This is a genomic window from Pseudomonas sp. KH_027 (genome assembly GCF_057838565.1).
The window spans coordinates 2,703,531-2,725,652 of sequence record NZ_CM174470.1 but is presented as its reverse complement, the minus strand read 5'-3'; the positions used below and the strand labels follow the sequence as shown (position 1 = coordinate 2,725,652).

At 62.0% G+C, this 22,122-nt stretch carries 25 protein-coding genes; 15 read left to right on the top strand and 10 right to left on the bottom strand.

The genetic code is table 11. The features are described from left to right. The first annotated feature begins 23 nt into the window (after positions 1 to 23). Both AC3IYG_RS12825 and AC3IYG_RS12820 read left to right on the top strand, forming a co-directional pair. Entirely contained in the window at positions 24 to 791 is a 768-nt protein-coding gene (locus AC3IYG_RS12825; RefSeq protein ID WP_489308922.1) for a CHAD domain-containing protein, read from the top strand. Between the two features lie 112 nt (positions 792 to 903). After that, positions 904 to 1,701 (top strand): acyl-CoA thioesterase, encoded by a 798-nt coding sequence (locus AC3IYG_RS12820; protein WP_489308920.1) that lies wholly within the window; start codon positions 904 to 906, stop codon positions 1,699 to 1,701. A gap of 118 nt (positions 1,702 to 1,819) precedes the next feature. Here AC3IYG_RS12820 and AC3IYG_RS12815 read toward each other — a convergent pair whose 3' ends face one another. Continuing rightward, positions 1,820 to 2,653 (bottom strand): TatD family hydrolase, encoded by an 834-nt coding sequence (locus AC3IYG_RS12815; RefSeq protein WP_489308918.1) that lies wholly within the window; start codon positions 2,651 to 2,653, stop codon positions 1,820 to 1,822. A gap of 229 nt (positions 2,654 to 2,882) precedes the next feature. Here AC3IYG_RS12815 and AC3IYG_RS12810 point away from each other — a divergent pair, with 229 nt between their 5' ends. After that, a complete protein-coding gene (locus tag AC3IYG_RS12810; RefSeq protein ID WP_489308916.1) occupies positions 2,883 to 4,304 on the top strand; it encodes an MltF family protein in 1,422 nt (473 codons plus the stop codon). 102 nt (positions 4,305 to 4,406) lie between these two features. Then, positions 4,407 to 4,841, top strand: a complete 435-nt coding sequence (locus AC3IYG_RS12805) for a DoxX family protein (RefSeq protein ID WP_489308914.1) — start codon at positions 4,407 to 4,409, stop codon at positions 4,839 to 4,841. Positions 4,842 to 4,895: 54 nt separating this feature from the next. On the opposite strand, the gene AC3IYG_RS12800 is transcribed toward AC3IYG_RS12805, so the two are convergent. The 3 genes from AC3IYG_RS12800 to thpR form a co-directional block, all read right to left on the bottom strand. Continuing rightward, positions 4,896 to 5,930, bottom strand: coding sequence for a lipase secretion chaperone (locus AC3IYG_RS12800; RefSeq protein ID WP_489308912.1), 1,035 nt, complete (start codon positions 5,928 to 5,930; stop codon positions 4,896 to 4,898). Between the two features lie 80 nt (positions 5,931 to 6,010). Beyond that, positions 6,011 to 6,955 (bottom strand): triacylglycerol lipase, encoded by a 945-nt coding sequence (locus tag AC3IYG_RS12795; RefSeq protein WP_489308910.1) that lies wholly within the window; start codon positions 6,953 to 6,955, stop codon positions 6,011 to 6,013. A 170-nt stretch (positions 6,956 to 7,125) separates the two neighbouring features. Next, complete coding sequence (gene thpR, locus AC3IYG_RS12790; protein ID WP_489308908.1) at positions 7,126 to 7,698, bottom strand: RNA 2',3'-cyclic phosphodiesterase; 573 nt, start codon at positions 7,696 to 7,698, stop codon at positions 7,126 to 7,128. Positions 7,699 to 7,918: 220 nt separating this feature from the next. On the opposite strand from thpR, the gene AC3IYG_RS12785 reads away from it, so the two are divergent. Beyond that, positions 7,919 to 8,242, top strand: coding sequence for a hypothetical protein (locus tag AC3IYG_RS12785; RefSeq protein WP_489308906.1), 324 nt, complete (start codon positions 7,919 to 7,921; stop codon positions 8,240 to 8,242). Positions 8,243 to 8,252: 10 nt separating this feature from the next. Here AC3IYG_RS12785 and greB read toward each other — a convergent pair whose 3' ends face one another. Genes greB through AC3IYG_RS12770 form a run of 3 tightly spaced genes read right to left on the bottom strand, consistent with a single transcriptional unit; the run spans position 8,253 to position 11,981 of the window. Then, the gene (greB, locus tag AC3IYG_RS12780; RefSeq protein WP_489308904.1) at positions 8,253 to 8,750 is read right to left on the bottom strand and encodes a transcription elongation factor GreB; all 498 of its coding nucleotides are present in this window, start codon (positions 8,748 to 8,750) and stop codon (positions 8,253 to 8,255) included. Positions 8,751 to 8,790: 40 nt separating this feature from the next. After that, positions 8,791 to 11,298: an ABC transporter permease gene (locus tag AC3IYG_RS12775; RefSeq protein WP_489308902.1), complete on the bottom strand. Its 2,508-nt coding sequence runs from the start codon at positions 11,296 to 11,298 to the stop codon at positions 8,791 to 8,793. Then, positions 11,298 to 11,981: an ABC transporter ATP-binding protein gene (locus tag AC3IYG_RS12770; protein ID WP_489308900.1), complete on the bottom strand. Its 684-nt coding sequence runs from the start codon at positions 11,979 to 11,981 to the stop codon at positions 11,298 to 11,300. The genes AC3IYG_RS12775 and AC3IYG_RS12770 overlap by 1 nt, the downstream gene beginning before the upstream one ends. Before the next feature lie 10 nt (positions 11,982 to 11,991). Between AC3IYG_RS12770 and AC3IYG_RS12765 the strand changes: the two genes are divergently transcribed. The 3 genes from AC3IYG_RS12765 to AC3IYG_RS12755 all read left to right on the top strand — a co-directional run bounded on the left by AC3IYG_RS12765 (position 11,992) and on the right by AC3IYG_RS12755 (position 13,970). Further along, entirely contained in the window at positions 11,992 to 12,597 is a 606-nt protein-coding gene (locus AC3IYG_RS12765) for an arylesterase (RefSeq protein ID WP_489308898.1), read from the top strand. A 56-nt stretch (positions 12,598 to 12,653) separates the two neighbouring features. Beyond that, positions 12,654 to 12,935 (top strand): hypothetical protein, encoded by a 282-nt coding sequence (locus tag AC3IYG_RS12760; RefSeq protein WP_489308896.1) that lies wholly within the window; start codon positions 12,654 to 12,656, stop codon positions 12,933 to 12,935. Positions 12,936 to 13,010: 75 nt separating this feature from the next. Beyond that, positions 13,011 to 13,970, top strand: a complete 960-nt coding sequence (locus AC3IYG_RS12755; protein ID WP_489308894.1) for a L,D-transpeptidase family protein — start codon at positions 13,011 to 13,013, stop codon at positions 13,968 to 13,970. A 137-nt stretch (positions 13,971 to 14,107) separates the two neighbouring features. Here the strand turns inward: AC3IYG_RS12755 and oprI are convergent, their stop codons facing one another. Further along, positions 14,108 to 14,359, bottom strand: a complete 252-nt coding sequence (gene oprI, locus AC3IYG_RS12750) for an outer membrane lipoprotei OprI (protein ID WP_489308892.1) — start codon at positions 14,357 to 14,359, stop codon at positions 14,108 to 14,110. A 444-nt stretch (positions 14,360 to 14,803) separates the two neighbouring features. Here oprI and AC3IYG_RS12745 point away from each other — a divergent pair, with 444 nt between their 5' ends. Together AC3IYG_RS12745 and AC3IYG_RS12740 are read left to right on the top strand one after the other, a co-directional pair. Next, positions 14,804 to 16,069, top strand: a complete 1,266-nt coding sequence (locus AC3IYG_RS12745) for a hypothetical protein (RefSeq protein WP_489308890.1) — start codon at positions 14,804 to 14,806, stop codon at positions 16,067 to 16,069. Between the two features lie 19 nt (positions 16,070 to 16,088). Next, a complete protein-coding gene (locus AC3IYG_RS12740; protein ID WP_489308888.1) occupies positions 16,089 to 16,370 on the top strand; it encodes a GNAT family N-acetyltransferase in 282 nt (93 codons plus the stop codon). A gap of 62 nt (positions 16,371 to 16,432) precedes the next feature. Here AC3IYG_RS12740 and AC3IYG_RS12735 read toward each other — a convergent pair whose 3' ends face one another. Continuing rightward, positions 16,433 to 17,509 carry a 3-deoxy-7-phosphoheptulonate synthase gene (locus AC3IYG_RS12735; protein ID WP_489308886.1) on the bottom strand — a complete coding sequence of 359 codons (1,077 nt, stop codon included), beginning with the start codon at positions 17,507 to 17,509 and terminating at the stop codon, positions 16,433 to 16,435. Positions 17,510 to 17,674: 165 nt separating this feature from the next. Next, entirely contained in the window at positions 17,675 to 18,094 is a 420-nt protein-coding gene (locus tag AC3IYG_RS12730) for a PilZ domain-containing protein (protein ID WP_489308884.1), read from the bottom strand. Here AC3IYG_RS12730 and AC3IYG_RS12725 point away from each other — a divergent pair. The 5 genes from AC3IYG_RS12725 to cysB all read left to right on the top strand — a co-directional run bounded on the left by AC3IYG_RS12725 (position 18,093) and on the right by cysB (position 22,109). Further along, complete coding sequence (locus tag AC3IYG_RS12725; protein WP_489308882.1) at positions 18,093 to 18,479, top strand: YbbN family protein; 387 nt, start codon at positions 18,093 to 18,095, stop codon at positions 18,477 to 18,479. The two genes, AC3IYG_RS12730 and AC3IYG_RS12725, sit on opposite strands and share 2 nt — an antisense overlap. Further along, a complete protein-coding gene (locus tag AC3IYG_RS12720; RefSeq protein WP_489308880.1) occupies positions 18,479 to 19,435 on the top strand; it encodes a putative 2-dehydropantoate 2-reductase in 957 nt (318 codons plus the stop codon). The genes AC3IYG_RS12725 and AC3IYG_RS12720 overlap by 1 nt, the downstream gene beginning before the upstream one ends. 7 nt (positions 19,436 to 19,442) lie before the next feature. Next, positions 19,443 to 20,348: a 5'-nucleotidase gene (locus AC3IYG_RS12715; RefSeq protein WP_489308878.1), complete on the top strand. Its 906-nt coding sequence runs from the start codon at positions 19,443 to 19,445 to the stop codon at positions 20,346 to 20,348. Between the two features lie 159 nt (positions 20,349 to 20,507). Then, positions 20,508 to 21,005, top strand: coding sequence for a universal stress protein (locus AC3IYG_RS12710; RefSeq protein WP_489308876.1), 498 nt, complete (start codon positions 20,508 to 20,510; stop codon positions 21,003 to 21,005). Positions 21,006 to 21,134: 129 nt separating this feature from the next. Further along, positions 21,135 to 22,109, top strand: coding sequence for an HTH-type transcriptional regulator CysB (cysB, locus tag AC3IYG_RS12705; RefSeq protein WP_489308874.1), 975 nt, complete (start codon positions 21,135 to 21,137; stop codon positions 22,107 to 22,109). The last annotated feature ends 13 nt before the right edge of the window (positions 22,110 to 22,122 follow it).

Sequence of the window (22,122 nt, the reverse complement as noted above, 5' to 3'; positions counted from 1 at the left end):
CTCTTCACTCAAGGAATTGCGTCATGTCTGGATTTGTCGATGCCTTGATTGCCCAAGTGTTGGCTCAGGAGATCAACCTGCTGGCCTGCCGCGAGCGCCTGGTCGCGCGCACCGATAGCGAGGCCTTGCATGACCTGCGCATTGCCCTGCGGCGCTTGCGCAGCCTGCTGCGGCCGTTGCGCGAGTTGGTCGAGAACGACCCTCTGGAATCGGCTGCCGCCGCACTGGGGCAGCTGAGCAGCCCGTTGCGCGACTCCGAGGTGTTGTTGGTCGAGTTGCAGGCGCATGTCGTACCGAGTGTGTTGGATACGCGCCGCCAGGCACTGGAGGCCGGTTACACGGCTTTGCTGGCCAGCGCCGAGTTGCAGCAATTGTTCCGGGCGCTGGATATCTGGCCGGCGTTTTTCCGTCAGGTTCAGGTGGACGTCGAGTTGCACGGCTTGCCGAAACGCGTGCAGCGTTTTCTCGCCCGGCAGGGGCGCCGTCTTGGCGCCGCATTGCGAGCACCAGGGCACGACCGTCATCGCCTGCGCTTGTTGATCAAGCGCGTGCGCTATGGCGCCGAGGCTTACCCGCAACAGGCGGCGATCTCGGCCCAGATGACCCAGGCGTTGAAGGTGGCGCAATCGGCACTGGGCGATTGGCACGATCACCTGCAATGGCTGGCGCGGGCCGAGCACGAGCCTGATCTGGCGCCGCGGGTGGCGGATTGGCGTCTGGCGCTGGCCGCCGCCGAGCAACGGGCCGATCAGGCACTGTTGCCGTTACTGCATCACTGCCCCGGACGCTGATCGGGTCTGCCCATTTTCCCCGTTCAATTGGCTTAACCGGCACGCTAGAGGTTTACCTCCAGGTGCGGCCTATCGCCTAAAATCGCGGACGCATTTCAGTTCCGAGGCAAGCATGACCTTTTCCGAGTTGCTTAAAGCGGTACGTACCAATCCGCAGTCCGTCGTGGTGCCCGCTGCCTGGGGGCAGGGGCGCGCGGTTTTTGGTGGGGTGGCGGCGATGTTGGTGTACGAAGCCATGCGTGCGCGGGTGCCGGCAGGGCGCCCGGTGCGCTCGTTGGCGATCACCTTTGTCGGGCCATTGGCCGTGGATACGCCGGTGAGTTTCGAGGTCGAGGTGCTGCGCGAAGGCAAGGCGGTCAGCCAGGTGCTCGGGCGTGCCATGCAGAATGGCCAGGTCGTGACCCTGGTGCAGGGCAGCTTCGGCGCCTCGCGTGAGTCGGTGATCAAGGTCATGGCCGAGCCGGCACCGCTGATCAAACCCGCTGAAGAATGCCAGGAGCTGCCCTACATCGCTGGCGTAACCCCGGAATTCACCCGTTACCTGGCCATGCGCTGGGGGCTGGGCGGCATGCCTTTCACCAATAACCCGGCGCGGGAAATGGGCGGCTGGGTACGTTTGCGCGGCGAAAGCGCAGCCGAGGTGGTCGAGGAGTCTCATCTCCTGGCGTTGGTCGATGCCTGGCCGCCGGCGGTGTTGTCGCATCTGAGCGCTCCGGCACCGGGCAGCTCACTGACCTGGACCGTCGAGTTCGTGCAGCCACTATCGAACCTGAGCACTGCCGACTGGTGCCTGTACCGCGCGCAGATCGAGCATGCCCGCGATGGCTACGGCCACATCGCCGCCGGGCTGTGGACGGCGGATGGCGAGTTGCTTGCGATCAGCCGGCAAACCGTGACGGTATTCGGCTAGAGTCCGCTGCCGAGGGCCTGCTTGCCTGGCTCGGAAGCGCACAGGCATCACGCCCCTGAGGGGGGCGAGGTAGGTCAGCAGGAACAAACGGACACACTCTGGATTCGGCCCGCGTTTCTCAGTCGCCGTCGATTTCGGCAGCCGTGACAGGGGCGGGCGGCAGGCGGAAGAACTTCTGCGCGCAGGCGGTGCTGTGGCTGGCCAAGTAGTCTGGGCTTTCATCCCGGTGCAGGGCGAGCTCCTTCAAGACTTCCGTCAGGAAGGCCGGCTCGTTGCGGCCGTTCTTCGGTTTCGGCCGCAGGCTGCGGGGCAGCAGGAAGGGCGCGTCGCTTTCGAGCATCAGTCGGCCGACGGGAATTTCCCGTACCAGGGGATGCAGGTGAGTGCCACGGCGCTCGTCGCAGATCCAGCCCGTGATGCCGATATGCAGGTCCAGATCCAGGTAGTTGAACAGCGCGCGTTTTTCGCCGGTGAAGCAGTGCACCACCGCCGCCGGCAAACGATCACGGAAGTCGCGCAGAATCTCCAGCAGGCGCTGGTCTGCATCGCGCTCATGCAGGAAGACAGGCAGCTGCAGCTCCACGGCCAGCGCCAGTTGCTCTTCCAGGGCTTTTTCCTGTTGCGGGCGGGGTGAGAAATCGCGGTTGAAGTCCAGCCCGCATTCACCGACGGCACGCACCTGTTGCTCATTGAGCAGGGCGCTGAGCTGGCTGGCGCTGGCGCTGTTCCAACTGCTGGCGTCGTGCGGGTGAACGCCGGCGGTGCAGAACAGGCGGTTGCCGGTGTCATCCCATTGGCGGCAGAGCTCAAGGGACTGTTCGCTGCCTTCCAGGCTGGTGCCGGTGAGCACCAGTTGCGCAACGCCCGCGGCATAGGCGCGAGCGAGGACTGCTTCATGCTTCTGCGCAAAGCTGGCGTGGGTCAGATTGACGCCGATGTCGATGAGTTGCATGGTGCTACCTCAAGGCTGAGCGGTGCAGCATAACAGAGCTGTTTGTTTATCTATAAAACCAACAATTACATATAGTTATAGTTTGTTGTTAATGTCGATACATACTAAGGCTGGTATCCGTGGGCGTGCTATGCGAACCTCCGCGCCCCGCGCGCACCTGGAACTTTTTTCGGGCGCAGTGCTCTCAGGCGGTCAGGCTGGCTGCACCTGACCTTCTTCTGGAGACTTGATGACGCGACCGCTGCTGATGCTGTTCTGCCTGCTGGCGCTGTTGCCGTTAACGGCCGCTGCGCGTCTGGCTGGGCCGCCGGAAGGCTGGCAGCACCCGAGCGATGCCCGCGACCTGGGGCAAATTCGCAGCAGCGGGGTATTGCGGGTATTGATCAACCAGAGCCGCAATAGCTCCGGTGAGATCAAGGGCCAGGCGATTGGCGTGGAATATCACCGTCTGCGGGCTTTCGAGCAATACCTCAATCGCAATGCCCGCGATGGCCGCAGCCTGAGCCTGAAAATCATCCCCAAAGCCAAGGACCAGTTGCTCGGCGCGCTGCAGCGTGGCGAGGGCGACCTGGTGGTTCCAGGTGAATTGCTCGATGCGCGCAGCGGTCAGGATGTCAGCCCGAGTGTGGCGATTGGCAATGATGTGCCGCTGGTTCTGGTAGGCCGTCAGGGTAACCGGCGTTACCAGCGTCTGGAGCAATTGGCGGGCCGCAGCCTGGCGCTGCCGGCGGGCAGTGCCGCCGCCGAGGCGCTGCGCGTGGTCAATCAGAAGTTGGCGCTGCGCAAGCTGCCGCCCATCGTGATCGAGTGGGTCGATCCCAGTTTGGCGGTAGAGGACGTGCTGGAGATGGTGCAGGCCGGCATCTTCAGTCTGACGGCGGTGGAGCAGCCAATTGCCGAGCGCTGGCTCAAGGTCATGCCGAAGTTGCGTATCGAACGCCACCTGGTACTGGCCAACGACGGCGATATCAACTGGTTCGTGCGCCGTGATGCACCCATGTTGCGTGCCAGCATCGACCGTTTTCTCAAGACCTATCGCAACCCGACGGATCAGGACGCGGTGTTCCAGCGTGTCTATCGACGCCTCTACAAGGTGCATTACCCGTTGGCGCGCGCGGATCGCCAGCGTCTGGAGAAAGTCCGCCCGGTGTTGCAGCGCTATGCCGTGCAGCACGATTTCGACTGGCTGACCCTGGCCGCGCTGGCCTTCAAGGAGTCGACCATGAACCCGGCGGCACGCGGTGCAGGCGGGGCGACCGGGCTGATGCAGATCACCCCGGCGGCTGCGCGTAGTGTCGGCGTCAGCAATGTACAGGTGCTGGACGGCAACGTGCAGGCCAGCGCCAAGTACTTGGCCATGCTGCGTCGCAGCTTTTTCAGCAGCGCGCAGATCAACGAGCGCGAGCGCATGGCCTTTGTCCTGGCCGCTTACAACCTGGGCCCGCAGCGTGTGCAAGGTTTTCGCGCCGAAGCGCGGCGCCGCGGGCTGAACCCCAATCAGTGGTTCTTCCAGGTCGAGCGGATTGCCATGGAGCAGATCGGCATGGGGGTGGCCAGCTACGTCAACGCAGTCAACAAGTACTACCTGGCCTATGACCGTGAACGCTATACCCTGGAGCCCCGGGGGCGGGTAGCGAGCTCACGTAAATAATCTTATTGTTCGATGATTATTAGCCATAATTTGCGGTTTTAATATCGAAAATATCTTCTAGGCTAGACGTCACCAACACTTCATAAGCAAAGGATCACCGCAATGAATAACCTGATCAAATCCGTGCTCTCTACCCAGGCGGGTTATGGCATTACTCTTCTACGGGTAGTCGCCGGCCTGACCTTCGCCGCCCATGGTGCGCAGAAACTGTTCGGCTGGTTCGGCGGTTACGGCCTGGTGGGCGTCGGCCAATGGATGGAAAGCATCGGTATCACCCCTGGCTACCAGATGGCCCTGCTGGCCGGTAGTGCGGAGTTCTTTGGCGGCCTGGCGTTGGTGGTCGGTTTGTTGGTGCGCCCGGCGGCGATTTCGCTGGTAGTGGCGATGCTGGTGGCGATGTTCACCGTGCATTGGGTCAACGGTTTTTTCATCACCGCCAATGGTTATGAATACGCCATGATCCTGGCGCTGATCAGTGCCGTATTGCTGGTCGAAGGGGCTGGCAAGCTCTCGCTGGATCGCCGCATCGCCAGCTGAAGCTTGAATCATCAGTGACAAACGAAAGCCCGCCTTGTGCGGGCTTTCGACGTTTCAGGGTTTGCCCTGGTTGCGCGTGGCGGCGAGCTGGACGGCGGCATCCAGGCGCAGGCGTTCCTGTTCGTTGAACTGTTCCTCGGCCAGTTGGCGGATGGCTTGATCCTTATCCGCAGGGCTCAGTCCGGGCTCGGCTTCGATCCTGGCCTTGGCGGCACTGTAGCTCGCCACCCGCTGGCCCCAGGCTGCGCGCTGCTGATCCAGCGTTTCCAGGCGCGCGGTGGCCTCAGTGCCCACCAACTGTTGGCGCAGCGCACGGATCTGTTCGGCACTGGCGCCTTGGGCTTGCAGTTGGGCGGTCTGGGTATGCAGTTCATTCTGCAATTGTGGCAGCACGCTGTCCTGCAACTGGGCAGGCAGGCTTGCGCGCAGGCGATCGAGTGCGGCGCCTTTGGCGGCGGCATCCAGGCTGTCGTCACGGCTGATGGCCAGACGCTGCAGGCTGAACTGGTTGTAGGCTTCTTCCTGGGCGAAAAACGCCAGGTGCGCCTCGGGGCTGAACAGCCGCGCACGCAGGGCCTGCACCGAGTCTTCGCGCTGGCGGATCAGGTCGAGGCTGCTCAGTTGCGGCAGGTCGCGCTCCAGCAGCACCAGTTCCCGTTTGTAACTCAGGTACTGCTCGAGCAGGGCCAGGGCTTGGCTCTCGGCGGGCTGTTCGAGCTGGCTGGCGATGTAGCCTTGCAGCCGTTTGACGCTGTCGGGCAAGGACTCCTCACCGACCGAGCTCAAGAAGTAATCGAAGATCCGCCGGATGTCCGTGCTGATCAGCAGGTTGCCGCTGCCATCGACCTGAAAGCTACCGTCGACCTGTGTGCCTTTGAAGGACGGTGGTAGCGGCTGCAGCGTGGCAGGCAACGGTGCCGCGGGAGCCAGGCTTGAGGCAGCCGAGGTTTGGTTGCTGGAGGGATGAACTGCAGCGATGGGGGCTATTGTCGAGGGCGGGGTGGCCGGAATGAGGGTTGGTTGCAGGTAGAGCATCGCCGCAACACAGAGGGCGAACACGACAGGTAGCAGCAACAAGAGTTTCTTCACGGGGTACTACTCATGAATGCGGGGCATGGCCGGCATGCTCAACGAAAAGCCGGGGCCCGGTGGGGCCCCGCTGTCGGTGTTTACAGGCCGACGTTTTTCAGGCGATTGGCCTGCTGGCGGTAAACCGTGACGGGGTCGGTTTCGAACAGGCTGGTCAGGCCAAAGGCCTGATTGACCTCGTCGAGGTGGTTCATCCGGTAGTTATCGCGGATCACCTGGCCCAGGTGCGAGCTGCAACGGCCGACCAGGCCATCGTTGGCGCTGCCGTTGAACGTCAGCGAACTGGCGCCCAATAGCAGGTCACTGGGGTCCAGGATGTTGGTCAGCGGGCTGGTGCCACCCCATGAGTAATAACGTACGCCGTTGACGCTGTAGGCACCTTCGCCGCAGGCCGTGGTCGGGATGCCCTGCGGGAATTTGGCGTTGAATACGGCGGCGCCGGCACTGTTGAGTGATGCCAGCGAACCCAGCGCATTCTGCGGGGTGGTGCTGGAGCTGGCGGACAGGAAGTTGATCAGAGTGCCGAGGCCGTTGACGATCCCGCTCAACAGGACTTCGCCCGCCGAGCCTGGCGGAACCTGGCGAATGAAGTCGGCCGTGGCCGAGCCTTTATGCGGCGCGCCCACACTGGTGGCGGAGGCGATCAGGTCGGGGCGCACGGCAGCGACGTAGCGGATGGTCGGGCCACCATGGCTGTGGCCGATCAGATTGACCTTCGGCTGGCCACTGATGGCGACGATCTCTTCCACCTGGGCCAGCAGTTGTTCGCCGCGCGCTTCGGAGGTATCCAGTTGGCTGACCTCGGTGATGTAGACCTTGGCGCCATCGCTGCGCAGGGCCGAGGGAATGCCGTACCAGTAATCGATGCCGAGGATGCTGTCGAAACCCAGCATGCCATGAGCGAGAACCACGGGGTACTTGGTCTGGGTGTAGCCGGTCGAGCCGAACAAGCCTGCACCGGCTTGGCCTGAAATCAACAGGCCAGACGTGAGGCAGAGGGCGAGCAGGGTCTTATTGTTATTCATGGGTGCTCTCGTAAGGGTGTGAATGAGGCGAAAGACGCAATCCTTGCGAGCCACCACGCCCATCCGCGGGCGCGTACTTCAGCGCAAGGCACAGCGCAGGATTCATGCCATTTCCAGGCATCGGCCCGCAGCCGCTCTGAAACGCACTTAAGCGCAGGAATGTCGGTTTTTCACGGACGTTGCAAGCGCGTTTGCCTGTTACGGGGTGAAACGATGGCGTTGCCGTTCGGTGCTAATGGCCAACGTTCAAGTGGTCGATAGTGGGTGCCGCGGGCACTGTTTTCCGAGGCGAACAAGGCAAATTCGCTGGCCGGCCAATCAAAGGATGGGTTGGCATCCACGGTAAACAGGGGGCAGTGGCGAGCCAGGGTCAGGTGCGGCCGAAACGGCTTGCTATCAAGGCTGAAACTGGCGCGCAGCAACTCCTCGCGTAGCCGCTGGGCCAGTGTCAGCAGTGCGGCCGGGGGTTGCTCGGGGGCAAGGTAGAGCAGGCCATTGCGCCAGCGGCGCAGCACCTGTAACTGCAGTGTGAAGGCCGGTGTCTGCAGGCTGGCGGCAAGCGCTTTGAGTTCGTCCAGACGGCCGCGCGGCTGGCTGCCGAGAAAGGCCAGGGTCAGGTGCAGGTTGCCTGGGGCAACCGGGCGGCCGTCCAGTTGCAGGTCGTCGCGCCAGCTCGCGATGCTGCGGGCCAGCTCAGGTGGGCAGGTGAGGGCAAAGAACAGACGCAGCGGTGGTGTGCTCATGGCGGCTGCTCCGCGAGGGCGTCTTGACAGTATTGCCTGCGTTTCTCTAGGATTCCGCCCCATGCGCCGATTTAAACAGCTACTTGCGGGGCGCCAAGCACCTTTTCACCAAGGTCGCTGATAGAAGTCATTCATCAAGGCTTCGAAATACCGCTAAAGCGCTGGTTCGGTGTCGCCTCTCACCGCTGCCCGGCGAATTGTTGAGGCGGAGACACACCTTATGAACAGCTCTGCAAACTTCAATCCCAAGCCCTTGGTGCGCCTGGCCCCGATTACCTGCGGCTGGGTGCAGCGCAATCCGAAGATTCTGCTCGGCGGCAATCATCAGCCCACCTTGTTGCGTTATCTCGATGGTTGGCCGAAGCGCTGGCAGGGCTCGCGCACCTTCCTGATCCAGTTTGCCCGCGATGACGAGTCGCTGGCGCGTTTTGCCTCCGACCGTTTCGATCTGGCAGTGGTGCAGGCGCCGACTGCCGAGCGTATGCCGGGCGTGGTGCGGGAACTGCTGCGGGTGGCGCGCCAAGGGCTGATTACCCGGCGCTGAGCGGCGGACTTCAGCGGTATTCGATGTCGACGATGTAGCAGGTCTTTTCGCCGGTCGGCGCTTGAACGCGCACCTCGGCATCCAACGCTTTGCCGATCAGGGCGCGGGCCAGCGGCGAGTCGATGCTGATCAGGTCCTGTTTCAGGTCCAGCTCGTCCGGGCCGACGATGCGGTAGCGCGCCTGTTGGCCGTCTTCGTCTTCGACCGTGACCCAGGCGCCGAAATAGACCTTGTTCAGATCGGACGGATGCTCGCCGACCACCTTGAGGTTTTCCAGTCGTTTGCTGAGAAAGCGTACGCGGCTGTCGATCTCGCGCAGCATTTTCTTGCCGTAGATGTATTCGGCGTTCTCCGAACGATCGCCCAGCGCGGCCGCTTCGCTGACGGCCTGGGTGACTTGCGGGCGACGCACATGCCAGAGTTCGTGCAGCTCGGCGCGCATCCGGGCTTCGCCTTCGGGGGTGATCAGCGGGGTGCCAGCGCTGCGCGGTGGGCGGTAACGGCTCATGGTGTTCCAGTGCTGAGAAGGGGGATCGAGTTTAACAAGCTCAGCCCTCGCGCAGTACGGTGAGTGGGCTGGCGTTCAGCGCACGCCGGGTGCCCAGTACGCCGGCGCCGCCTACCAGTAGGGCGCCCAGCAATGGCAGCAGCAACAGCGAGGGGTGCGGCTGCCAGGCCATGTCGAAGGCAAAGCGGTAGAGCAGAAAACTCACCAGCTCGCAGCCCAGTGCCGCCAGCACGCCGCTGGCGGCGCCAAGCATGCCGAATTCGGCCCGTCGCGCCCTGATCAACAGCCCGCGTTCGGCTCCCAGAGCCCGCAATAACGCGCCTTGGCGAATCCGTTCATCCAGCGTCGCCTGCAGGCCGGCGAAGAGCACCGCCAGGCCGGCGGCCAGCACGAAGAGCAGGACATATTCCACCGCCAAGGTGACCTGGGCGAGGATGCTGCGCAGTTGCGCCAACAGGGCTTCGACCTGCAGCAGGGTCACGGCGGGGAACGCGCGGGCCAGTTCCACCAGTTGCCGTTCCTGCTGCGGCGGCAGGTAGAAGCTGGTCAGGTAGGTGACAGGCAGGTCTTGCAGGGTGCCGGGTTCGAAGACCATGTAGAAATTGGGTTGGAAGCTGTCCCAGTCGACCTCGCGCAGGCTGGTGACTCGGGCATCCCGGTCGAGCCCGCCGACGCTGAAACTCAGCAGGTCGCCGAGTTTCAATTGCAGGCTTTCGGCCAGCTTGGTTTCGACCGAGACGCCGGGTAACGCATCGCTGGCGTTCGCGTTGCTCCACCAGGCGCCTGCGCTCAGGCTATTGCCTTCGGGCAATTCGGCAGCCCAGGTCAGGCTGAGGTCGCGGCGGATGGCGCGATCGCCGGTCGAGTCCTTGCTCACCACCTGTTTCACCGGTTCGCCGTTGATGGCTACCAGGCGGCCTGGCACCACCGGATACAGCGGTGCGGGATGTGGCGAGAGTGTTGCCAGGCGGGCGGCGAAGGCGTCCTTTTCGGCGGGCAGCACATTCAGGGCGAAATGGTTGGGTGCATTGTGTGGCAGTTGATTTTGCCAGCTATCGAGCAGTTCGCCGCGCAGCAGCGCGATCAGCCCCATGACCAGCAGGATCATGCCGAAGGCCAGCGCTTGGCCTGCGGCGGCCAGTGGATGGCGCAGCAATTGGCCGAGGCCCAGGCGCCAGGGCAGGGGGGCGCGAGCCAGCAAACGCCGCAGGCCCTGCAGGGCGAACACCAGCAAGCCGGCGAGCAGCAGTGCGGCAAGCAGACCGCCGCCGAGCAGGGCCAGGGTCAGTTTCAGATCGAGGCTCAGACGCCACATGATCAGACTGAGCGCCAGCAGGGCGGCACCGTAGATCAGCCAAGAGCTCGGCGGCACCGGCAGCAGGTCGCGGCGCAGTACCCGCAACGGCGGCACGCGGCCAAGGGCGGCCAATGGCGGCAACGCAAAGCCTGCCAAGGCCACCAGGCCCGTGGCGATCCCGGCCAAGGCCGGGAACAGGTCACCGGCCGGGACTTCGGCGGGCAGCAGGCCCTGCAATAAATAGAACAACCCCTGTTGCGCCAGCCAGCCCAGCAGGGCGCCGACGCCGCTGGCGGCCAAGCCGAGTATGGCCAGTTGCAGGCTATAGAGACCCAAGGCTTCGCGCCGCGACAGGCCCAGGCAGCGCAGCAGGGCACTGGCGTCAAAGCGTCGGGCGGCGAAACGTGCCGCACAGAGCGCCACCGCGACACCGGCGAGCAGCACGGCGGCCAGGCTGGCAAGGTTCAGGTAACGCTCGGCGCGGCCGAGTGCGCCGCCGATCTGCCGATTGCCATCGCGCGCATCCTCGAGTTTCTGGTGGGCGGCGAGGGCGGGCTTGATTGCCTGGCGATAGCTGGCGAGCGCTTCGGCACTGCCGCGCCACAGTTCGCGGTAACGCACGCGGCTGCCGGGTTGGACGATGCCGGTGGCGGCCAAGTCGTCGAGGTTCATCAGCAGCCTGGGTGTCAGGCTATAGAAGTCGCCAGCGCGGTCAGGCTCATAGGTCAGCACCCGGGACAGTCGCAAGGTTTTGCTGCCGACCTCGACGCTGTCGCCGATCTCCAGGTTGAGGGCGGCCAGCAGGCGTGACTCGACCCAGGCTTCGCCCGCGCCAGGGCCGCCACCGGCGGTTTCCGTCTGAAAGGGCGCGGCGGCGCTTTTCAGCTCGCCGCGCAACGGGTAGGCGCTGTCGGCGGCCTTGACGCTGGCCAGTTGGATGGCCGCATCGGTGGCGATCACGCTGGAAAACTCCACCACCTGTGCGTGTTGCAGGCCCAGCTGTTTGCCCGCAGTGATTTGTTCCGGGCTGGCCGGCGAGCTGCCGCTGAGCAGCAGGTCCGCGCCGAGGAATTCGGTGGCGCGCAGCAGCATGGCGCCGTTCAAGCGGGCGCTGAAATAGCCAATGGCGGTGCTGGCGGCGACGGCCACCAGCAGGGCGAAGAACAACACGCGCAGTTCGCCGGAGCGGGCATCGCGCCGCAACTGGCGCACGGCCATGGCTAGCAGGCGAGCAAAAGGCAGGCGTGCCATCAGGGCTCCACGCGGTCGACAAGATGACCGCCTTCGAGGCGAATCAGGCGTTTGCAGCGATGGGCCAGACGCTCGTCGTGGGTGACCAGCACCAGGGTGGCGCCGCGCTCCTGGTTCAGTTCGAACAACAGGTCGCTGATGCGCTCGCCAGTGTGGCTGTCGAGGTTGCCGGTGGGTTCGTCGGCAAACAGCACATCGGGTTCGGCGGCGAAGGCGCGGGCGATCGCCACGCGTTGCTGTTCGCCACCGGAGAGCTGGCGCGGCGAGTGGCTCAGGCGCTGGCCGAGACCTACCCGTTCGAGCAAGTTGCGCGCCCGCTCGCGGGCATCCCGGCGACCTTCCAGCTCCAGTGGCAGCATGACGTTTTCCAGTGCGTTGAGACTGTCGAGCAACTGAAAGGATTGGAAGACAAAGCCCACATGCTCCGCACGCACGCGTGCGCGCTGGTCTTCGTTCAGTGTGCCCAGGCTGCGCCCGGCCAGAATCACCTCGCCGGCGCTGGGCAGGTCGAGGCCGGCAAGCAGACCGAGCAGAGTCGATTTGCCCGAGCCGGAAGTGCCGACAACGGCCAGGCTGTCGCCGCGCATGAGATCGAGCGAGAGATCGTGCAGGATGGTCAAATCGCCTTCCGCGCTGGGAACCACTTTGCTAAGGTTCCGCGCAGAGAGAATGCTTGCGCTCATGGAGAGTCCGATGCGTACGTGGTGGTTGAGTAGTGCCCTGATGCTGTTGCTGTGGGCTCAAGGGGCTGCGGCGGGCACCGTGCTGGTCGTTGGCGATAGTATCAGCGCCGCTTTGGGCCTGGAAACAAGCCAGGGCTGGGTCGCCTTGATGCAAAAGCGTCTGAGCGAGGATGGATTCGAGCAGAAAGTGGTGAATGCTTCGATCAGTGGCGACACCAGTGCAGGTGGCTTGGCGCGCCTGCCGGCGCTGCTTGCAGAGCATCGGCCGAGCGTGGTGATCATCGAGTTGGGTGGCAATGATGGGTTGCGTGGCCAGCCGCCAGCGCAATTGCAACAGAATCTTGCGGCGATGATTAATGATGCCCGTGCCCAAGGGGCTCAGGTGCTGCTGCTGGGCATGCGGCTGCCGCCCAATTACGGCGAACGCTACAACAAGGCGTTTGCTCAGGTCTTCACCACCCTGGCCGAGGAAAAACAGGTGCCGCTGGTGCCGTTTTTCCTTGAAGGGGTAGGGGGCGTGCCGGAGCTGATGCAGGGCGATGGCATTCATCCTGCGGCCGCTGCCCAGCCACGCTTGTTGGATAATCTCTGGCCGGTCCTGAAACCACTGCTCTGAGGCTTTTCCGCGCGCCGCCTTTCAGCTAAGGTGGCGGCCCCGCTCAGGAGCCCTCGATGCCGCGTCCCGCCTGGTCTTTGCATGCCTATCAACTGATCGAGCCAGACGAGCAGCTTGACCTGTTCGCCTGCCGCGAAGTGCGCCTGCATCTGGTTGCCCGTCAGCTTGAATTGAGCGGTTTTGCCGATCGCACCCTGTGTGGCGGTTTGCTGCCAGCGCAGCCGCGCTGGCTGGACGTGGAGAAGCCGATGCTGCGTGATAAGCGCCTGTGTTCGGCCTGTTATGCCACCCTGCAGGCGCAGCGTGGCGGTGATCGGCCAATGTGGCCGGGCGTCTGAGCCCTCCCAGCAACCGATGTGCACGTGTACAATCGCGTTTTTTCCAATCAGCTGAATTTCACCAAGGATTTCCGGATGTTGTCGCGCGCTCCTGCCGTCGCCCGTTCCCTGTCGCTCGCCGCGCTGTTTTCGGTGGGCCCGGTCGCAGCCTTGGAGCTGCCTTTGCCGCCACCCGGCGAAGATATCGTCGGCCAGGTCCAGGTGATCAAGGCCAAGTACGAAGATACCTTTGCCGATATCGGCGTGGCTAACGACCTGGGCTACCTGGAAATGGTCGCGGCCAACCCGGGCGTCGACCCCTGGCTGCCGGGCGAGGGCACTGAGATCGTCTTGCCGACGCGTTTCGTGCTGCCGCCGGGCCCGCGCGAAGGCATCGTCATCAACCTGGCGGAATACCGGTTGTACTACTTCCCGAAGGGGCAGAACGTCGTACACACCTATCCCTTGGGGATTGGCCGTGAAGGTTGGGGTTCGCCCATCGCGGCGACCACTATCACAGCCAAAACAGCGAATCCGGCGTGGTACCCGCCCAAGTCGATTCGCGAAGAGCATGCGGCCGATGGCGACCCGCTGCCGACCGTGGTGCCGCCAGGTCCGGACAACCCGCTGGGGCCGTTCAAGTTCACCCTCGGCGTACCGGGTTACCTGATCCATGGTTCGAACAAGAAGTTCGGTATCGGCATGCGTGTCAGTCACGGCTGCTTCCGTATGCTGAACCAGAATGTGCTGGAGCTTTCCAGCATGGCGCCGGTGGGCACCAAGGTGCGCATCCTCAACGACCCCTACAAGTTTGGTGCCAGCGGCGGCAAGGTCTATCTCGAGGCGCACACGCCGCTGGACGATAACGGCGTGCCGTCGGTGGTCGACAAGCACACTGCGGTGATCAATGCCTTGCTCAAGCGCGATGATCTATCCAGCAACCTGCATTTGAACTGGGAAGTGGTGCGCGAGGTGGTGGCTGCCGAAGATGGCCTGCCAGTGGAAATCGCCGAGCCGAGCCCGGCAGTGGCGAGCAATCCGCTCGACGCTATCTGATAACGGCTGTTCAAAGCCCGCTGCGTGGTGACGCGCAGCGGGCTTTTTATTGCGCCTTACTTGCTTGGCTCTGGCAAAATCCAGGCAAAAAAAAGCCGGCCCATGAATGGACCGGCTTATATAGTCTCGGAAGACTATTACTTGCGGCTGGCTTTTTCCAGCATACGCAGAGCGCGCTCGTTGGCTTCGTCAGCAGTTTGCTGAGCCTTCTGAGCAGCGGCCAGAGCTTCGTCAGCCTTGCGGTAGGCTTCATCAGCGCGAGCCTGAGCACGTGCTGCTGCGTCTTCAGTTGCAGTCAGACGGGCTTCAGTTTCTTTGGATACGCTGCTGCAACCGGTAGCCAGAATTGCGGCCAATGCCAGAGCAGAGAATTTCAGAGCGTTGTTCATTGTGTTCCCCTTAAGGTGGACTTTTCCATAAAGCAATTCCCCGAGCTCGAGGAATTAGCCGGTCTACATACTACTCATTACTTGTAGTAAGTAAACTGACAGAGCGCCAGCACGACACTTTTTTTCAGCCAGTTGAGTGTTTGTTAAGCAACTCGCAATGTCTTTGTATAAAAAATATCCAACTATGCTCAGGGTTTGCTGAAACATGCCTGTCATGCATGTGGCAAGCCGCTGACCCGCGATGAGGTTGCGCTTGGCTGCCCTGGAGGGTAACTACGCACAACTTTATCGGCCCGTCATCCTGCTCCGTCTCATTTACGACATTAATGCCAACTGAGCGGGTTTGCTTAGTGTCGAGCAGTGACTGGCAATATGCTGGCCTGATAAGCTCGGCCGCTTAGGCTTACAGCAGTGAGCGTGTCATCAGACATCAAGGACGTCTACATGTCGAAGATTGTTAAGTGGGGCCTGCTCTCGGCGTTGGCGATTGCCGTGTTGATCAAGCTGTCGCTCTGGTTGTCGGTGCGCTCGATCATGGACGATGCCATCGCGCAGTTGTCGCCGATTATGGACGTCAGCTATGGCGGCATCACGTCTTCCTTCGATGGCCGTGTTGGTCTGGAGAAGGTCATTGTGCGCGCGCCAGCCCTGGGCGATAGCGTGCGTGTAGAGCACGCGGAGCTGAAGTTCAATGGCCTCGGTGAGCTGCTGCGGTTCAAGGAGCGCCTGGCCGAAGGCAAGTTCCCGGAGCAGATGGCCGTCAGCCTCAAAGGTCTGGCGCTGGATGTTCATGGTCCCTTCATGCAACAACTGTATGACGCCCCGGCGGAGCGCAGCCTGTTCACCGCAATGAGTGAGGTGGCGTGCGGCAAGGTGCGCAACATCGGTACTGTCGAGTTGCTGGATATGGGCTATCGCACCTTTGAAACCGATGCGCAGTTTTCCTATCTGTTCCAGCCGGGTGCGCAGAAACTGACCTTTAACCTGACCTCCGACACCCGCGAGATGGGTGAGGTACGTCTGGGCTTGTCGTTGGCCAATATGTCGGAAAAGCCCGGCGACCTGCGGGTCAATCCACCTAAGGTGGCGCTGGTAACGGTCGAACTGAATGACAACCAGTATCAGCGCAAGGTGCAGGAATACTGTGCGGGCAAGCTTGGGCAGAGCACGGAGGTCTATCTGAAAACGGCGGTCGAGCAGTTTGATCGAGTGTTGCGCAGCCAGCGTATCGCTCTCGATCAGCCAGTGCTCGCGGCCTATGAACGCTACCTGAAAGACCCGCAGTCGTTGCGCCTGGAGCTCAATCCGACTGAAGGCATGACCTGGGACGGTTTGCAGTTCTTCGAGGCGAAGGATGTATTGGCTATGCTACGTCCAAGCCTGCTGATCAATCAGCAGTTGGTAGCGCCGCTGGGGTTCGCCTGGGTTGATCCGGGTGCAGTCAAGGAGGCGCAGGGCAACGAGGTGGTAGTCGCAGAAAAAGTTGAGTCCGCGGGTGCTGCGCCGCAATATGAGTTCGTCAACGTAGCCAGCTTGCAGGATTATTCCGGTAAGCGTTTGCAGTTCATCACCCATGAGGGCACCTACTATCAGGGTGTGCTGCGCAAGGTGGAGAACGGCAAGGCGTTCCTCAGTGTCCAGTTTGGCGCGGGGTCGGCGGAGATGTTTCTTCGCTTGGAAAAGATCGATAAGGTAAGGGTCATGTTTTAAGACCCGCTGAGGAGTTGTGATGAGCGAGGCGTTGTCTATCAACCATGACCAGGCCGGTCATCAATTCGAGACCACTGTGGATGGTGATCGTGCTTACCTGGCCTATATGGACCTGGGTAAGCAAACGCTGGATATCTATCGGACTTTTGTGCCCAACTCCTTACGTGGCCGTGGCATCGCTGCGGCCTTGACCGAGCGGGCTCTGGAGTACGCCGAAGGCATGGGTTATACGGTGATTCCCTCCTGCTCCTATGTCGAGCGCTACATGGAGCGTCGCCAGCGGCACGTGGCGAAGAGCTGAAAGGTTCGAAGCAGAGACACAAAAACGCCGGGCATTGCCCGGCGTTTTTGTGTCTGCGGGTATCAGCCGCGCTGGCGCTTGGGCAGTACGTCCTTGAGCTTGGCGTGCATGCCGCGCAAGGTTTTCTCGGTGCTGTCCCAATCGATGCAGGCGTCGGTGATGGAGACGCCGTACTTGAGTTCGCGCAGATCCTTCGGAATCGACTGGCTGCCCCAGCCGAGGTGGCTTTCGACCATCAGGCCGACGATCGACTGGTTGCCTTCGAGGATCTGATTGGCGACGTTCTCCATCACCAATGGCTGTAGGGCCGGATCCTTGTTGGAGTTGGCGTGGCTGCAATCGACCATGATGTTCGGACGGATACCGGCTTTGTTCAGCTCCTGCTCGCAGATGGCGACGCTGACCGAATCGTAGTTCGGCTTGCCGTTGCCGCCGCGCAAAACCACGTGACCGTAGGCGTTGCCCTTGGTGGTGACGATGGACACGCCGCCTTCCTGGTTGATGCCGAGGAAGCGATGCGGGCTGGACACCGATTGCAGGGCGTTGATTGCAACCGTCAGGCCGCCATCGGTGCCGTTTTTGAAGCCGACGGCCGAAGACAGGCCGGAAGCCATCTCGCGATGGGTCTGGGATTCGGTGGTGCGGGCGCCAATCGCCGACCAGCTGATCAAGTCCTGCAGATACTGTGGCGAGATCGGGTCGAGCGCTTCGGTGGCGGTCGGCAGGCCCATTTCGGCGAGGTCGTGCAGCAATTGACGGCCAATGTGCAGGCCATCCTGGATCTTGAACGAGTCATCCAGGTACGGATCGTTGATCAGCCCCTTCCAGCCGACGGTGGTACGCGGTTTTTCGAAATACACGCGCATCACCAGGTACAGGCTGTCGGACACTTCGGCTGCCAGCACCTTCAGGCGCTCGGCATATTCGTGAGCGGCCTTGATGTCATGGATCGAGCAGGGGCCCACCACCACGAACAGGCGATGGTCTTTGCCATCGAGGATATTGCGGATCACCTCGCGGCCCTGCACCACGGTGCGCAGAGCAGCGTCAGTGAGCGGGATTTCGCGCTTGAGCTGATCCGGAGTGATCAGGGTTTCGTTGGAGGCAACGTTAAGGTCGTCGATCGGTAAATCAGCCATCGTGCTACTCGTCAGGTCACAGTTGGTCAAGTCACGGGTGCCAGCCGCCAGCCATCCCCACGCGACGCAACTCAGCAATGAGCGCAACGGGAGCGGGGAACGGAACCTTAGCGCGTAAGAGGCCGCCTAGACAATGGGGCCAGGCTGCTTTAATAGGGGGCGGGCCTAGTTCTGGCTGGCACTGGAGAAGGCGGCGGCATGTTGCGCGACCCACTCACGGGCAACGGCTTCGACGGGTAAAAGCTCGCCCAACTCCTGTTCGCGCTGGTGGCGGTAATGCTCGATTTGGCACACTTGCTCGACCATGCGGGCGCGAAACAGCGTGTCTTCGTCGATGAAGGCGATGCCGACCAGGTAGTCCGTGGCTTGTTTGCGGCACCAGGCGACGACGCCAGGGTAGCGGGCTTGTTCCCCGAGCAGCGGGATGCGCAGTTCCACCGCGGTGCCGCGGCGAAAGCCTTTGCTGGAGTTGCATGCGACCCCGCCCAGGCTGATATTGTGCAGCCGCTGCCGGGGCAGGAAGGCGTGTTTTCGTAGAACCAGCTCCACTGGCATGTCGCTGGGGTGACGCAGAAAATGTCGCATGAATACCGACTCCGAATGCTGGCAAATGGACATCGCTGTGAACAGTATAGTGGCTCAATTGGAATTGACGGATTTCGATGCGGATCGACGGTTGCTCGATCTGTGCGGAACCTCTCTACTGATCTTTACCAGCATCGGCTGTGCCAGTTGCCGCTGGGCTCGCTGCGAGCTGCCGAAATTGGCCTTGCCGATCGATCGGCTGTGCTGGATAGATGCCAGCGAGAATGGGGGCCTGGTCGAGCGCTATGAGGTATTTCACCTGCCGGCTCTGTTCATGGTGCGCGATGGTCAGTTTTTCGGCGCCCTGCAGTCGCGCCTGAGTACCGTTGATTTAGTTAATGTCCTGGGCGTGGCTCTGGCTCGCCCGGCAGAGGAGCTTCCTTGATGTCTGAGATCAAACGCCCACGTATCGGCATTATCGGCACCGGTGCCATTGGTGGGTTTTATGGTTTGATGCTGGCGCGCGCGGGCTTTGATGTGCATTTCCTGCTGCGCAGCGAGTTTGCCGCGGTCGCCGAGCATGGGTTGCAGCTCAACAGTGCCGTGCACGGAGCGCTTAGTTTGCAGTCGGTGCAGGCCTATCGCTCTGCAGCCGATATGCCCGCTTGCGATTGGCTGCTGGTCGGGGCGAAAAGTACCAGCAATGTAGCCTTGGCGCCGCTGATCGAGCAGGCCGCAGCGCCGGGAGCCAAGGTGGTATTGCTGCAGAATGGCCTGGGCGTGGAGGAGGCTTTGCGCCCTTTGTTGCCTGACACGCTGCATTTGCTCGGCGGGCTCTGCTACATCTGTGTTCATCGTGCTGCTCCTGGCGTGATTGAACATCAGGCGTTGGGCGGGGTGAATCTGGGTTATCACTCGGGGCCTGCGATTGATCAGGCGCAGCGGCAAGGGATTGTGGAAGAGGGCGTTGGCTTCTTCAAAGCGGCCGGGCTGGACTCCACGGGCATGCCCAATCTGGAGCAGGCACGCTGGCAAAAACTGGTTTGGAATGTGCCTTACAACGGTTTGTCCGTGCTGTTGAATGCCGGTACCACGGCCTTGATGGCCAACGCCGATAGCCGTGACCTGATCCTCGCGATCATGCAGGAAGTGGTGCAAGGCGCCGCGGCATGTGGCCATCAATTGCCGGAAGGTTTTGCCGGCAAGTTGCTCGCCGCCACTGACCGCATGCAGGATTACCTGCCGAGCATGTACCACGATTACGTGCAGCGTCGGCCGCTGGAGTTGCAGGCTATCTATGCCGCGCCTTTGGCCGCAGCCGAGCAGGCCGGTTGCGAGTTGCCGCGAATCCAGGCTTTGTCTCAGGCACTGGGATTTATCGATGCACGCAACCTGAGTTGAGGTCGATATGAGCAAAGGGCTGGGCGACAAGTTGGTCATGGCGATTTCCTCGCGGGCGTTGTTCGACCTGCGCGAGAGTCATCGCATCTATGAGACCGAGGGGGTCGCGGCTTACCGCCAGTATCAGATCGAGCATGAGGAAGAAATCCTCGCGCCTGGCGATGCCTATCCGCTGGTGGAGAAGCTGCTCGCGCTGAACAGCGCGCTGGGCCAGCAGCGGGTGGAGGTGATTCTGGTCTCGCGCAACAGCGCCGACACCGGCCTGCGTGCGTTCAATTCGATTCAGCATTACGGCCTCGGCATTTCCCGCGCGGCCTTCGTTGGCGGGCGCAGCCCCGATCCCTACCTGGCGGCGTTCGGCTGCCACTTGTTTCTCTCGACCCACGCGGACGATGTGCGCAGCGCCCTCAAGGCCGGCTTCGGCGCCGCCACTATCCTTTCCGGTGGTGCGCGGCGGGCGGCGAGCACGGAGTTGCGCATCGCCTTCGACGGCGATGCGGTGCTGTTTTCCGATGAGTCCGAGCGGGTTTATCAGCAAGCGGGCCTGGCGGCCTTTCAGACCCACGAGCGCGAGTCGGCGCGGGAGTTGCTCGGGGGCGGGCCGTTCAAGCCGTTTCTGGCGGCGTTGCATCGCCTGCAGCAGGAGTTTCCGGAGGAGGCCTGTCCGATTCGTACCGCTTTGGTGACGGCGCGTTCGGCACCGGCCCATGAGCGGGTCATCCGCACCTTGCGCGAGTGGAATATCCGTCTCGATGAGTCCTACTTTCTTGGCGGGTTGGAAAAAGCGGCGATTCTGGAAACCTTCGGTGCCGATGTGTTTTTCGACGATCAGGCCGGCCATTGCGAAAAGGCCCGGGAAGTGGTTGCCACCGGCCATGTACCGCATGGCATCAGCAACGAGCCGCAGTTATAAGCGCGTTGTGATGGGCGATAGGCCGTTATCGATGCCTAACGCCAATGAAAATCTGAATCAATCTGAATTATTCGTCTCGGATGGCTGCATCCCCCTCGACTTGCGGTTAGCGCTGCTAAGCTCAAGCAAGGCCCGTACGCAGGCAGTTGAGGAGGCCGCATGGTTCGCTCGATTCTTTACGCTACCGATCTCGGTCTATATGCCCCCTACGTCTTGCAGCATGCCTTGGCATTGGCACGCGCCTTTCATGCTGAGCTCTATGTGGTACATGCGGTAGAGCCTATGGGCTTGTTCGCCGAGTCTGTGTTGCAGACTTATCTGGATGAAGAGCTGCTCAAGGATATGCGCAACAATGGCCTCAGTACCGTCATGGCTAGCATCGAGCAACGGGTGTTCGAAGGCTTTCGCGAGGAGTTGGGCGAGGCTCAGCAAGACATGGCGCTGATCCGCGCGGTGCGGGTGGTGCAAGGTGACCCACCGCTGGTGATTCTCGACGAGGCGCAGAAGTTTGCCGTGGATATGCTGGTCGTCGGCAGCCATAGCCATGGTGCGGCCCAGGGCACCCCGCTGGGGCGCACGGCCGTGCGCTTGGTGCAGCTATCCGAAGTGCCGGTTTATCTGGTGCCGATGTTGCAGCACCGCGCTCGTGGCGAGTAGCGAGGCGTCTGTTAGACGAGCGGCGTGCAAGAGTGAAAAAATCGTCTAGCTTTATTCTTCTAAGCACTAATATGGTTATATAACGACGCTGGCGTCCGAGGCGCCGTCTATTTGCTTTGAGGGATATTTATGAAGCTCCAGCAACTGCGCTACATCTGGGAAGTGGCGCACCACGATCTGAACGTTTCTGCCACGGCACAAAGCCTGTATACCTCGCAGCCTGGGATCAGCAAGCAGATCCGCCTGCTGGAAGATGAGTTGGGTGTCGAAGTGTTTGCCCGCAGTGGCAAGCACCTGACGCGCGTGACGCCGGCTGGCGAGCGGATCATCACCACGGCTGGGGAAATTCTGCGCAAGGTCGAGAGCATCAAGCAGATCGCTCAAGAGTTTTCCAATGAGAAGAAGGGCACGCTGTCCATCGCTACCACGCACACACAGGCCCGTTATGCCCTGCCGCCGGTGATCAGCAGTTTTATCAAACAATACCCGGATGTCGCCTTGCACATGCACCAGGGCACGCCGATGCAAATCGCCGAAATGGCCGCCGACGGCACCGTCGATTTCGCCATTGCCACCGAAGGGCTGGAGTTGTTCAACGATCTGGTGATGATGCCTTGCTACCGTTGGAACCGCTGCGTCGTGGTGCCCCAGGGGCATCCGCTGAGCAAGTTGCCGAAGCTGACACTGGAAGCCTTGGCCGAATACCCGATCGTGACCTATGTGTTCGGCTTTACCGGGCGCTCCAAGCTCGACGAAGCCTTCAGTCACCGCGGCTTGACCCCCAAGGTGGTATTTACCGCGGCCGATGCCGACGTGATCAAAACCTATGTGCGCCTGGGCTTGGGGGTTGGCATCGTGGCCAAGATGGCCGTGGACGCCAAGCTCGACCCGGATCTGGTGGTGCTGGATGCCAGCGACCTGTTCGAGGCCAGTGTGACCAAGATCGGTTTCCGTCGCGGTACGTTCCTGCGTGGCTTCATGTGCGACTTCATCGAGAAGTTCGCCCCGCACCTGACCCGTGAAGTGATGGCCAAGGCTGTGCAGTGCCACAACAAATCCGAGCTGGAAGAGTTGTTCCATGGCGTGGAGTTACCCATCCACTGAGTCTGGCCACTGA